We start from the raw sequence: 12,539 nt of genomic DNA on the forward strand, positions 1-12,539 counted from the left end.
AACGCTGCGGCGCCCTCGGTGCGGAACCTGCCCACCAGGACGTAGAAGGTATTGCGGGAGATGCCCTGCTCTCGGCACAGGCGGGACACGTTCACCCGTGCCCCGCCTGCGACCGCCGAGACCGCGGCCACGATGTCCGGATTCATCGAAAACCCTTTTCCACCCATGCCCGATTGTCACGGGCACGGGTCGTCAGTGTCCTCGATGTCCTGAGACATCAACTGTCCTGCATGTCCTGAACTCAGACAGCGCCCCCGGGCGCACATCGGCACTCACGTGCGGAGCGCAACCGAAGGGTTGCAGAACGTCGAAAAGAGTGCAACCATGGAGTTGCACATCAACCGTTGTCGAAAAAGGTGACCCACCATGGACGCATCGAGCAGCATCACCCGGACCGTCGTCGTGAACGCCCCGAGATCGGCGGTGTGGGCGGCGATCACGGATCCCGACAAGATCAGCCAGTGGTTCGGGCAGCGCACGTCGCTCGACCTCAGCGTCGGCGGTAAGGCCGCCTTCACCTGGGACGAGCACGGCACCGCCCGCGCCGTCGTCACGGAGGTCGACGAACCGAACGCGTTCGGCTTCCGCTGGGCCGCCGACATGGACGCCGACCCGGTGATCGGCAACTCCACCCTGGTGCGGTTCACGCTGTCCGAGCACGCGTCCGGCACCGAACTGACCGTCGTCGAGACCGGATTCGACACCCTCGACCGCGACGTGGCCGACCAGAAGAGGGCCCGCGAGGGCAACGTCCAGGGCTGGCACGCCGAACTCGACGAACTGGTCGCGTACCTGCACGGGGTGAAGGCATGACAGTGGGCACGTACGCCGAACTGGCCTCGGTGTTCGCGGCGCTGTCCGACGAAACCCGCTGGGAGATCCTCACCGAACTCGGGCGGGCCGACCAGTCGGCGTCGTCGCTCGCCACCCGGCTTCCGGTGTCGCGGCAGGCCATCGCGAAGCATTTGAATGCGCTGCAGGCCTGCGGACTGGTGGAGTCGGTGAAGGTGGGCCGCGAGATCCGCTACCGCGCGCTGGGCGCGGAGCTCAACAAGACGGCGCGGACGCTGGAACGGATCGGCGCCGAGTGGGATCGCCGGCTGGCCGCCATCAAGCAGATCGCGGAATCGATGGAGGAGTAAAGACCCCAGACAGGGGTTCGGCCGGGAATGCTTCTGCATTCTCGGCCGGATCTCTGCTTCTCGAGTTTTCTCTGCTCACAGGTACATTTCCTCGATCCGCATCACTGACGATACACGCGAGTGATCTACGTCACAAGAGGCTCTACCGGACTTTTCTTCACCCGATCGTGCCCGGGCAGGGCCAGGGAGACCGCGAACACCAGGACCGCCAGCACGGCGCACACCCCGTAGGCGATCGAGAAACCGGCGGCCGAGGCGACACCGCCCACCATGCTCGCCGCCAGGACCGTCGCGACCACCGCACTGCACATGGTGGTACCCATCGTCCGCAGCAGGACGTTGACGCCGTTGGCCGCGGCCATCTGCGTGGACGGCACGGCCCGGACGATCAGCATCGGCAGCGTGCTGTACACCAGCGCGGTGCCGACGGCCGCGACCCCGAGCGCGGCGATCACCATCCACAACTCCTTGTGCGGCACCGTGTGCAGCGCGTAGCCGAGGACGAGACAGATCGCGCCCGACAGGATCGTCACCTTCGACCCGTAGCGTTCGGACACCCGGGCGCCGACCTGCGCGAAGACGATCATCGACAGACTCGTCGGCAGCTGGCACACCGCGGCCTGGAGAATCGTCAGGCCGTAGCCGGCGTCTCCGCGGGGTGCCTGCAGCAGCTGGGTGGTGATGAGGGCGTTTCCGTAGAACGCGAACCCGACGAGCAGCGCCGTGACATGCGGCAGCAGCACCGACCGTCGCGCCGACACCCGCAGGTCCACCAGTGGGTTCCGGTTTCGCAGCTGCTGATGTCCCCACAGCGCGAACAGGAACACCGCGGACGCGAACATGCCCAGCACCGCGGGGCTACCCCAGCCCCACGAGCTGCCCTGGGTGATCGGGACGAGCAGGCAGACGAGGGCCGCGGTGAGACCGACGGCGCCGACGCCGTCGAACCGCCCACCGGACCGCACCTCGGACTCGCGGATGAACAGCACCGCGGCCGTGGTGACCGCGAGCCCGATTCCCGCGATGACCCAGAAGAGGACGTGCCAGTTGGAGTACTCGGCGACGGACGCCGCGAACGGCAATCCGAGCGCGGTGCCGATCCCGAGGGTCGAGCTCATCATGGCGATGGCGCCGTTGACCTTCTCCCGCGGCAATTCGTCGCGGAGGATCGAGATTCCGACCGGGATGACGGCGGCGCCTGCCCCCTGCAGTCCCCGCGCGAAGATCAGGAACGCGATGTCGGACGTCACGGCGCAGATCAACGCTCCGAGCGTCATGAAGACGAAGGCGACGAGAAGCATCCGCTTCTTGCCGAACATGTCGGCGAGCCTGCCGAAGATGGGGGTGACGACCGCGCCGACCAGGAGGGTGGTGGTGATCAGCCAGGACACCGACGTCTGACTCGCGCCGGTGAACGCCGGCATGCTGGGCAGGAGGGGCACCATGACGGTCTGCAGGACGGCCTGGAACACGCCCGCGAACGCGAGAATCGGGAAGAGGTAACGCGATCCGCCGGCAGAGTCCGGCGGTGCGACCGGCTGATCCGCAAGCGCCGACAGTGGGCGCGGCAACGAGATCGTCAAGCGTCACCCCTTGCACAGCTGGTAAATGGTTGTTCACCAGATTAGGTGAACAACCATTTACCCCGCAAGCCGGACAATCCGCCCTCAGCCGTCGAGCAACTCCTGCACCAGCGGGGCGTAGTGCGCCACCACCTCTTCCGGAGTGCCCGTCGCATGCTCCTGCATCATCTTGCGACGCATGACGGCGAGACCCGTCAGCATCGACATCACCAGTTCGGCGCGCAACCGGGCATCCCGCCCGGGCAGTCGTTCGGCCAGCGCGTCGATCATCTGCGCCGAATAGTTGGCGCGAAGCTTGCGGCTGCTCTCCTCGCTCGGCCCGCTCATGAACAGGATGTTCAGCGACAGCGGCTTGTACGGTTCGAGCGGCCGCGCGAACATCGACACCATCCGCTCACCGAGACCGTCCAGCGGACCGCTGAACACGATCTCCGCGGCGGCACGGAAATCGACGAGCGCGTCGAACAGCTGCTCCTTCGACCCGAAGTACTTGATGATCAGCGGTGCGCTGACCCCGGCGTCCTCGGCGATGTCCTTGAGCGTGATCTCCCGGTACGGACGCGTCGCGAACGCCCGCCCCGCCGCGTCGACGATCAGCGACCGTGACTGCTCGGCCGTCCGCTTCACCGGCGCGGCAGTGCCCGGATCCGACGTCACAGCGTGCGTCTCCCCGACAACGCCCTGCCCAGCGTGAGCTCGTCGGCGAACTCGAGGTCGCCGCCCATCGGCAGACCCGACGCGAGCCGGCTGACCGTCAGCCCGGGGAAGTCCCGCAGCATCCGCACCAGATACGTCGCGGTGGCCTCCCCCTCGGTGTTGGGGTCGGTCGCGATGATCACCTCGGAGACGTCGACGCCGTCCTCCTGATTGCCGATGCGCGCGAGCAACTCCCGGATACGGAGCTGATCGGGGCCCACCCCGGACAGCGGATCCAGCGCACCGCCCAGAACGTGATAGCGGCCCTTGAACTCGCGGGTGCGCTCGACGGCCTGGACGTCCTTCGGCTCCTCGACCACACAGATCACCGTGCGGTCACGGCGCGGATCGGCGCAGATGCGGCAGTGCTCCTTGTCGGAGACCGTGCCGCACACCACGCAGAACTGGACGCCGTCGCGCACCCGCTGCAGCGCATTCTTGAGCCGGTCGATTTCCGGCGGCTCGACGCTGAGCAGGTGGAACGCGATGCGCTGAGCGCTCTTCGGCCCGACGCCGGGCAGCTTGCCGAGCTCGTCGATCAGATCCTGAACCGGACCTTCGTACACGCCGCGCCTCTAGAAACCGGGGAGACCGGGCAGGCCTCCCCCACCGAATCCGCCCGCGAGCGGACCGAGCTTCTGCGCCGCGATCTCCTGCGCCTTGTTCGACGCGTCCTCGATCGCACCGATCACGAGGTCCTGCAGAGTTTCCACGTCGTCGGGATCGACGACCTTCGGATCGATCTTCAGACCGACCACTTCACCTGTCCCCTTGACCGTCGCGGTCACGAGTCCGCCACCGGCCTGCCCGGTGACCTCGGCCTCGGCCATCTCCTGCTGGGCGGCCATCAGCTGCTGCTGCATCTGCTGTGCCTGCGCGAGGAGCGCCGACATGTCGGGTTGTCCACCTGGTTGCACTGACGTGGTCCTTTCTGCTGTTTCCCCTGCCAGAGTAGACCGTGACCGTCAGTGCGGTCCGGCACCGACGCCGTCGTGGGACTCACGCCGACGGCGCCGGAGCGAACCGGCGTCGCGTCAGGCGAGTTCGCGCTCCAGGTTCGCCAGCACCTGCCCCTGAATCTTCTTCAGACCCAGCGGGGCGAACGTCTTCTCGAAGAAGCCCCCGATGCCGCCGGCGCCCTTCCACTCGGTGGTGGTGGTGACCGTGGAACCGCTGCCGCTCGGGGCGACGACCCAGGTGGTGACGAGCGACGAGTTCGCGTCCGTCTCGGTGATCGTGTTGCCCGCCACGGTGACCGTGGCCTTGATGTCGCGGGACCGCTTCTCGGTGGCCTTCAACGTCCACTGCGCGACGGTGCCGCCGCCCTGCCCACCCTCGAGGACGCGGTAGTCCAGGTACTGCTCCGAGAGGATGCGCGGACGCACCGTCTCGTAGTCCGTCAAAGCCGCGAGCGCCTTCTCCGGTGTGGCTGCGACGGTGATCGAACTGCTCGCGCTGACCTGGCCCACTGTTCTGACTCCTCTTGTACGATTTGTACGAAACTGCTTCCTCCTCTCATCCTGCCTTCCGTCGGCGAGTCCGGGCGATGACGTGGCAATCTATTGTGAGGTAGCTCACTTCGACGTGGTCACGACCCGCACATTGATGAGACATTTGTGTGAATCTTCGCTCGACCGCGCCGATATGCGTGGCCTGAACCCGCGGAGAGGGATAGCGTCAAGGTGTGGCTGCCTCTTCGGTTGAACTACTGAAAAGCATGCGGGAGGGTGGACGCCCCTTCCGTGCGCATCGCACTCTGCCCGTCACCGGGATCGACGCTCACCGCGCCGGCGTCGAACGGCTTCTCGCGTCCTACCGCGCGATTCCCACGGACGCCACCGTGCGTCTCGCGAAGAAGACGTCCAACCTGTTCCGGGCACGGGCCCAGACCAGCGCACCCGGCCTCGACGTCTCCGGTCTCGGCGGAGTCATCTCGGTGGACGAGCAGGCCCGCACCGCGGATGTCGCCGGAATGTGCACGTACGAAGACCTGGTGGACGCCACCCTGCCGTACGGGCTGGTGCCGCTGGTGGTTCCACAACTGAAGACCATCACACTCGGCGGCGCGGTCACCGGCCTCGGCATCGAGTCCACGTCGTTCCGCAACGGGCTCCCCCACGAATCGGTCCTCGAGATCGACGTCCTGACCGGCAGCGGCGACATCGTCACCGCGACACCGGAAGGCGAGAACTCCGACCTGTTCTGGGGGTTCCCCAACTCCTACGGAACCCTCGGCTACTCCACACGACTGCGCATTCAGCTCGAGCCCGTCAAACGGTATGTGGCACTGCGACATCTGCGTTTCGACTCCCTGGACGAACTGCAGTCGGCGATGGATCGCATCGTCACCGAGCGCATCCACGACGACATCCCCGTCGACTACCTGGACGGCGTCGTGTTCACCGCATCCGAGAGTTACCTGACGCTGGGCCATCAGACCGACGAGGGCGGCCCCGTCAGCGACTACACCGGGCAGAACATCTTCTACCGGTCCATCCAGCACAGTTCCGTGAACCACCCCAAAACGGACAAACTCACCATTCGAGACTACCTGTGGCGCTGGGACACCGACTGGTTCTGGTGCTCGCGCGCCTTCGGCGCCCAGAACCCCACCATCCGCCGGCTGTGGCCGAAGAACCTCCTGCGCAGCAGCTTCTACTGGAAGCTCATCGCCCTCGACCACAAGTACGACATCGGCGACCGCCTCGAGAAGCGCAAGGGCAACCCGCCGCGCGAACGCGTCGTGCAGGACGTCGAAGTACCCATCGACCGCACCGCGGACTTCGTCCGCTGGTTCCTCGACGAGATCCCGATCGAACCGCTGTGGCTGTGCCCGTTGCGGTTGCGGGAACCCGCCCCCGCCGGCGCGTCCTCGCAACGCCCCTGGCCCCTGTACCCCCTCGAACCGAAACGCACATACGTGAACATCGGATTCTGGTCGTCGGTGCCCATCGTTCCGGGCCGACCCGAGGGGGCGGCGAATCGGCTGATCGAAGACAAGGTCAGCGACTTCGACGGACACAAGTCCCTCTACTCCGATTCGTACTATTCACGGGAAGACTTCGAACGCCTCTACTACGGCGGCGATCGATACACGGAACTGAAAAAACGCTACGACCCGAAATCACGATTACTGGACCTTTTCTCCAAGGCGGTGCAACGTCGATGACAACTCTGAAAGCTTCACGCTCCCAAGATCACAAGCTGACCATCGCAGAGATTCTCGAAACTCTGTCCGACGGCATGCTCCCGCTGCGGTTCTCCGCCTACGACGGCAGCGCCGCCGGCCCGGAGGACGCCCCCTACGGTCTCCACCTCAAGACGACCCGGGGCACCACCTACCTGGCGACCGCCCCCGGCGACCTCGGCATGGCGCGGGCCTACGTGTCCGGCGACCTCGAGGCCCGCGGCGTCCACCCCGGTGACCCCTACGAGATCCTCCGCGTCATGGGCGACGAACTGCACTTCCGTCGTCCGTCCGCGCTCACGCTCGCCGCGATCACGCGCTCGCTCGGCTGGGATCTGCTGCGCCCCATCGCCCCTCCCCCGCAGGAGCATCTCCCGCGCTGGCGTCGAGTCGCGGAAGGGTTGCGGCACTCCAAGTCCCGCGACGCCGAGGTCATCCACCACCACTACGACGTCTCGAACACCTTCTACGAGTACGTCCTCGGCCCGTCCATGACCTACACCTGCGCCTGCTACGAGAACACCGAGCAGACCCTCGAAGAAGCACAGGACAACAAGTACCGCCTCGTCTTCGAGAAGCTCGGCCTCCAGCCCGGCGACCGACTGCTCGACATCGGTTGCGGCTGGGGATCGATGGTCCGGTACGCCGCCCGCCGCGGCGTCAAGGTCATCGGCGCCACCCTGTCCCGCGAACAGGCCGAATGGGCGCAGAAGGCCATCGCCGAAGAAGGACTGTCCGACCTCGCCGAGGTCCGGTTCTCCGACTACCGCGACGTCCCCGAGACCGGATTCGACGCCATCTCCTCGATCGGCCTGACCGAGCACATCGGTGTCGGCAACTACCCCGCCTACTTCGGGCTGCTGCAGAGCAAACTCCGCGAGGGCGGCCGGCTGCTGAACCACTGCATCACCCGGCCCGACAACCAGAGTCAGGCGCGCGCAGGCGGATTCATCGACCGGTACGTCTTCCCCGACGGCGAACTCACCGGCTCCGGACGCATCATCACCGAGATCCAGAACGTCGGACTCGAGGTGCGGCACGAGGAGAACCTGCGCGAACACTACGCACTCACCCTCGCCGGATGGTGCCAGAACCTCGTCGACAACTGGGACGCCTGCGTCGCCGAGGTCGGCGAAGGCACCGCACGCGTGTGGGGCCTCTACATGGCAGGGTCGCGGCTGGGCTTCGAGCGCAACGTCGTTCAGCTGCACCAGGTTCTCGCCGTCAAGCTCGGCCCCAAGGGCGAGGCGCACGTCCCGCTGCGTCCGTGGTGGAAGTAGGCGGCTCCGCCGCCCGTGAGTGGTTAAGGAGTCTCTGCACTCCTTGACCACTCACAGGCCCGGCAGGGGTTTTCGCCGGGCCTCACCCACCCCTCCCGCGCCAGGACGGTCTCCACTTCGCGGGCCACCACACACGGGTTCTTCGTCACCTCGTCGAACCCGTAGACGAGTCGAGGCCGCCTCTGCAGTTCCGCGGCATTGTCGCGTCGGCGGGCCCGGAACGCGACCTCCGCCATGGCATGCGCGCGGCGACCGTCGAGTCGCACGATGAGCGGCACACCGTGGTCGGAGTAGTCGCAGTCCTCGAAGAGGGTCCGCCCGTCCACAACAACGGGTGACTGGCGCCGCGCCCGCGGAAGCCCGTGCGCATCCTCGACGTCGGTGGCGTAGCGGTACTCGAGCACCGACTGGACGCCGTCGGCGAGCAGTCGTACCGCATCCACGAGCGCCTTGCCATACCGACGTGGTCGTCGCTCCTCCATGCGTCGCCGGATGTCGCGCAGGGGGATCCGGGCATTGGTCACGAGGGCGATGAGCCTGGTGTATGCGTCACGGGCCGTGGGCTCGGCAATCGCGAGGTCGAGTGCAGTGTCGGCTCGCGCCGTACGAGGCGGATCCGTGTCGACGGCGATGTAATCGTGGGCCCTCGACCTGTGCACGACAACTCCCGGATGCAACGGCGAGGACGGAGCGATCGGATTGCCCGGCTTACGCGACGGACGCATGCCCGTCGAGCTCTGGCACCGCGACGATTTCCCGTACGGCACGGTGATGTGGATCGGTTCGCCGTCGCGGCGAGGGACCATCCCCCATTCCTCCGCCGCGGTGATGTGGCTGAGCATCGAATGGCCGCCGCCGTAGAGGAGAGCGGCGGACAGGATCATGTTTCGGGTCAACGGGCCGTTGGTGACGGCATAGACGCCTTGGAGGACACGGCGCCACTGCCCCGAGTCGAGGAGATGGCGAACCCTCCCTCTGGAGAAGCCGAACGGCTCGAGTTGGGATTGCGTGACGATCCCGAACTGGGTGTCGACGAGGCGCTGAAAGTCGTGGAGGTCGATGTCGGTCATACGGCGCATCGTGCGATGCGCGTCCGACTCCGATGCCGACAAAAACGCGGTTATCCACGCTGCCTGTGGATAACCGCGAAGTTGTGGATAACCCGCCCCGTGCGCCTTTTTGGTTGTTGCAGCTACCAAAAAGCCGCACGGGCGGCGGAGCCGCCTGCTACTTCAGCGAGGCCGGCGGGGTGAAGCGCTCACCGTACTTGGCGGCGAGTTCTTCGGCACGCTTGACAAAGCCGGCCTGGCCGCCTTCGTAGCCCTGGATGTACTGCGACACACCGCCGGTCCAGGCGGGGAAGCCGATACCCATGATGGAGCCGATGTTGGCGTCGGCGGTGGTGAGGAGCACACCTTCGTCGAAGCACTTCTGCGTCTCGATGGCCTCGATGAACAGCATGCGCTCGATGAGGTCCTGGAACGGCACCTCGAGTTCCTTGGAACCGAAGTTCTCCCGCAGCCCGGACCACAGGCCGGTGCGCTTGCCGTCGGCGTAGTCGTAGAAGCCGGCGCCGCCGAGTTTGCCCTTGCGGTCGAACTTGTCGACCATCGTGTTGATGACGTCGCCTGCCGGATCGGCGGGCAGTTCCTTGCCTTCGGCCTTCGCAGCTTCCGCGGTTTCCTTGCGGATCTTCTGCATCAGCGTGAGGTTCAGCTCGTCGGACAGCTGCAGCGGTGCCGCCGGGTAGCCGGCCTGCATACCTGCCTGCTCGATGGTGGCGGGCTCGATGCCCTCCGCCAGCATGGCGATGGCCTCGTTGATGAACGTGCCGATGACGCGCGAGGTGAAGAAGCCACGCGAGTCGTTGACGACGATCGGCGTCTTGCGGATGGCCTGRACGTAGTCGAAGACGCGCGCGAGGGCCTCGTCGGACGTCTTCTCGCCGCGGATGATCTCGACGAGCGGCATCTTGTCGACGGGGGAGAAGAAGTGGATTCCGATGAAGTCCTCTTGACGCTTCACACCCGTCGCCAGGCCGGTGATCGGCAGGGTCGACGTGTTCGAGCCGAGCAGTGCCGTCGGCTCGACGATGTCCTCGATCTCCTGGAACACCTTGTGCTTCAGGTCCTGCGACTCGAACACGGCCTCGATGACGAAGTCGACACCGGCGAAGTCGGCGGGGTCGGCGGTCGGCGTGATGCGGTCGAGCAGCGTCTTCGACTTCTCCTCGGTGGTCTTGCCACGCGAGAGGGCCTTGGCCTCGATGCCCTCGGAGTACGCCTTGCCCTTGTTGGCGGCCTCGATGGTGACGTCCTTGAGGACGACGTCGAAGCCGGCCTTCGCGGACACGTAGGCGATGCCCGCGCCCATCATTCCGGCACCGAGCACACCGACCTTGGTGATCGGGGTCTTCTCGATGCCCTCGGGGCGGGAGGCGCCGGAGTTGATGGCCTGCAGGTCGAAGAAGAACGCCTGGATCATATTCTTCGCGACCTGGCCGGTGACCAGCGACGTGAAGTAGCGGGCCTCGATGAGGAGCGCGTTGTCGATGTCGACCTGCGAACCCTCGACGGCGGCGGCCATGATGGCGCGCGGTGCCGGCATGGGAGCACCCTTGAGCTGCTTGCGCAGGTTCGCGGGGAACGCGGGCAGGTTGGCTGCGAACGCCGGGGTGGACGGGGTGCCGCCGGGGATCCGGTAGCCCTTCTTGTCCCACGGCTGGACGCCGCCCTCGGGGTTGGCCTTGATCCACGCCTTCGCGGCGGGGACCAGCTCCTCGACCGAGGACACGACCTCGTCGACGAGTCCGACCTCCTTGGCCTGCACCGGTCCACGCTGCTGACCCTGGAGCAGCACCTGCATGAGCGCGTTCTGCAGGCCGAGCATGCGGACGGTGCGCACGACGCCACCGCCGCCGGGCAGCAGGCCGAGGGTGACCTCGGGCAGGCCGATCTTGACGCCCTTCACGTCCGCGGCGACGCGGTGATGCGTGGCCAGGGCGATCTCGAGTCCGCCACCGAGCGCGGCACCGTTGATGGCGGCGACGACAGGCTTGCCGAGCGTCTCGAGGCGGCGCAGGTCCGACTTGATCGCGACGCTGTGGCTGTAGATCTCGTCGGCGTTCTCCGGGCCGACCTTGATCATGTTCTTCAGGTCACCGCCGGCGAAGAACGTCTTCTTGCCGGACGTGATGACGACACCGGTGATGGAGTCCTTCTCGTCGACGAGGCGGTCGACGGTCGCCTTCATCGAGGAGATGTAGGCGTCGTTCATGGTGTTCGCGCCCTGGTTGGGATCGTCGATGGTGAGCACGACGATGCCGTCGGCGTCCTGCTCCCAGTTGATGATGTTCTGCTCGCTCACTGCTTCAAGTCTCCTGATGGTCCGGGCGGTCAGACGCGCTCGATGATGGTGGCGACGCCCATACCGCCGCCGATGCACAGGGTGATGAGGGCGTACCGGGCGTTACGGCGCTCGAGCTCGTCGATCATGGTGCCGGTGATCATGGCGCCGGTGGCTCCGAGCGGGTGTCCCATCGCGATGGCACCGCCGTTGACGTTGAGCTTCTCGTCGGGGATGTTCAGGTCCTTCTGGAACTTGAGCACCACGGACGCGAACGCCTCGTTGATCTCGAACAGGTCGATGTCGTCGACGGTCAGACCGGCGGCGGCGAGGACCTTCTTCGAGGCCGGGGTCGGGCCGGTGAGCATGATCGTGGAGTCGGCACCGCTGGTGGCCGTCGCGACGACGCGGGCGCGCGGGGTCAGGCTCATGTCCTTGCCCGCCTGCTCGGATCCGACGAGGACCAGTGCGGCGCCGTCGACGATGCCGGAGCTGTTGCCGCCGTGGTGGACGTGGTTGATCTTCTCGACCCAGTGGTACTTCTGCAGCGACACGGCGTCGAAGCCGCCCATCTCACCGACGCCGGCGAACGACGGGTTGAGGCCCGCGAGGTTCTCGAGTGTGGTGCCGGGACGCATGTGCTCGTCCTGATCGAGGACGGTGAGGCCGTTGATGTCCTTGACCGGGACGACGGACTTGGCGAAGTAGCCGCCGGTCCACGCCTTCGCGGCGAGGTCCTGCGAGCGGACGGCGTACGCGTCGACGTCCTCGCGGGAGAAGCCCTCGATCGTGGCGATCAGGTCGGCGCCCACACCCTGGGGAACGAAGTAGTTGTCGTAGTTGGTGGCCGGGTCGAGCGCCCACGGTCCACCGTCGGAGCCCATCGGCACGCGGGACATCGACTCGACGCCGCCGGCGATGACCAGTTCGTCCCAGCCGGAGCGCACCTTCTGCGCGGCGGTGTTGACGGCCTCGAGGCCGGACGCGCAGAACCGGTTCAGCTGGACGCCGCCGACGGTGTCGGGCAGCCCGGCGTCGTTGACCGCGACGCGCGCGATGTCCATGCCCTGGTCGCCGACCGGGGTGACGACGCCGAGGATCAGGTCCGAGATGCGATCCTCGTCGAGGTCCGGGAAGCGGGCGCGGAGCTCGTCGATCAGGCCGGTGACCAGCGAGATCGGCTTGACCGAGTGCAGCGAACCGGTCTTCTTTCCGCGGCCACGCGGGGTGCGGATGGCTTCATAAATGAATGCCTCTGTGGTCACTGTGGAGTGTTCCTTCCTTATCTGCGTCGACGCCGACCGTG

At 66.5% G+C, this 12,539-nt stretch carries 13 protein-coding genes; 4 read left to right on the forward strand and 9 right to left on the reverse strand.

The window, feature by feature from the left end; translation table 11 throughout:
- Nucleotides 1–167, reverse strand: a 167-nt coding sequence (locus tag AC1D1G_RS01285; RefSeq protein ID WP_477950852.1) for a helix-turn-helix domain-containing protein, incomplete at its 3' end; no start/stop codon positions are given.
- A gap of 199 nt (nucleotides 168–366) precedes the next feature.
- Here AC1D1G_RS01285 and AC1D1G_RS01290 point away from each other — a divergent pair.
- Together AC1D1G_RS01290 and AC1D1G_RS01295 are read left to right on the forward strand one after the other, a co-directional pair.
- Nucleotides 367–813 carry an SRPBCC family protein gene (locus tag AC1D1G_RS01290; RefSeq protein ID WP_105419669.1) on the forward strand — a complete coding sequence of 149 codons (447 nt, stop codon included), beginning with the start codon at nucleotides 367–369 and terminating at the stop codon, nucleotides 811–813.
- Nucleotides 810–1,142 carry an ArsR/SmtB family transcription factor gene (locus AC1D1G_RS01295; protein ID WP_005248640.1) on the forward strand — a complete coding sequence of 111 codons (333 nt, stop codon included), beginning with the start codon at nucleotides 810–812 and terminating at the stop codon, nucleotides 1,140–1,142. Before AC1D1G_RS01290 ends, AC1D1G_RS01295 begins: the two co-directional genes overlap by 4 nt.
- Before the next feature lie 125 nt (nucleotides 1,143–1,267).
- Here the strand turns inward: AC1D1G_RS01295 and AC1D1G_RS01300 are convergent, their stop codons facing one another.
- The 5 genes from AC1D1G_RS01300 to AC1D1G_RS01320 form a co-directional block, all read right to left on the reverse strand.
- Nucleotides 1,268–2,725, reverse strand: coding sequence for an MFS transporter (locus tag AC1D1G_RS01300; protein ID WP_317571840.1), 1,458 nt, complete (start codon nucleotides 2,723–2,725; stop codon nucleotides 1,268–1,270).
- Nucleotides 2,726–2,809: 84 nt separating this feature from the next.
- Nucleotides 2,810–3,382 (reverse strand): TetR/AcrR family transcriptional regulator, encoded by a 573-nt coding sequence (locus tag AC1D1G_RS01305; RefSeq protein ID WP_011596679.1) that lies wholly within the window; start codon nucleotides 3,380–3,382, stop codon nucleotides 2,810–2,812.
- Nucleotides 3,379–3,987 carry a recombination mediator RecR gene (gene recR, locus AC1D1G_RS01310; protein ID WP_005248644.1) on the reverse strand — a complete coding sequence of 203 codons (609 nt, stop codon included), beginning with the start codon at nucleotides 3,985–3,987 and terminating at the stop codon, nucleotides 3,379–3,381. Before recR ends, AC1D1G_RS01305 begins: the two co-directional genes overlap by 4 nt.
- Before the next feature lie 9 nt (nucleotides 3,988–3,996).
- On the reverse strand, nucleotides 3,997–4,338 hold the full coding sequence (locus AC1D1G_RS01315) for a YbaB/EbfC family nucleoid-associated protein (RefSeq protein WP_009477269.1): 342 nt from the start codon (nucleotides 4,336–4,338) through the stop codon (nucleotides 3,997–3,999).
- A 117-nt stretch (nucleotides 4,339–4,455) separates the two neighbouring features.
- Entirely contained in the window at nucleotides 4,456–4,890 is a 435-nt protein-coding gene (locus tag AC1D1G_RS01320) for an SRPBCC family protein (protein ID WP_005248646.1), read from the reverse strand.
- Between the two features lie 248 nt (nucleotides 4,891–5,138).
- Between AC1D1G_RS01320 and AC1D1G_RS01325 the strand changes: the two genes are divergently transcribed.
- Nucleotides 5,139–6,590: an FAD-binding oxidoreductase gene (locus tag AC1D1G_RS01325; RefSeq protein WP_477950854.1), complete on the forward strand. Its 1,452-nt coding sequence runs from the start codon at nucleotides 5,139–5,141 to the stop codon at nucleotides 6,588–6,590.
- Nucleotides 6,587–7,888 carry a class I SAM-dependent methyltransferase gene (locus tag AC1D1G_RS01330; RefSeq protein WP_280782999.1) on the forward strand — a complete coding sequence of 434 codons (1,302 nt, stop codon included), beginning with the start codon at nucleotides 6,587–6,589 and terminating at the stop codon, nucleotides 7,886–7,888. The genes AC1D1G_RS01325 and AC1D1G_RS01330 overlap by 4 nt, the downstream gene beginning before the upstream one ends.
- A gap of 23 nt (nucleotides 7,889–7,911) precedes the next feature.
- Here the strand turns inward: AC1D1G_RS01330 and AC1D1G_RS01335 are convergent, their stop codons facing one another.
- The 3 genes from AC1D1G_RS01335 to AC1D1G_RS01345 all read right to left on the reverse strand — a co-directional run bounded on the left by AC1D1G_RS01335 (nucleotide 7,912) and on the right by AC1D1G_RS01345 (nucleotide 12,498).
- Entirely contained in the window at nucleotides 7,912–8,958 is a 1,047-nt protein-coding gene (locus AC1D1G_RS01335; RefSeq protein WP_477950685.1) for a type IV toxin-antitoxin system AbiEi family antitoxin domain-containing protein, read from the reverse strand.
- 157 nt (nucleotides 8,959–9,115) lie between these two features.
- Nucleotides 9,116–11,254 (reverse strand): 3-hydroxyacyl-CoA dehydrogenase NAD-binding domain-containing protein, encoded by a 2,139-nt coding sequence (locus AC1D1G_RS01340; RefSeq protein ID WP_025431691.1) that lies wholly within the window; start codon nucleotides 11,252–11,254, stop codon nucleotides 9,116–9,118.
- 29 nt (nucleotides 11,255–11,283) lie between these two features.
- Nucleotides 11,284–12,498: an acetyl-CoA C-acetyltransferase gene (locus tag AC1D1G_RS01345; protein WP_005253367.1), complete on the reverse strand. Its 1,215-nt coding sequence runs from the start codon at nucleotides 12,496–12,498 to the stop codon at nucleotides 11,284–11,286.
- Nucleotides 12,499–12,539 lie beyond the last annotated feature (41 nt).

It is taken from the genome of Rhodococcus sp. P3_B8 (assembly GCF_056402775.1).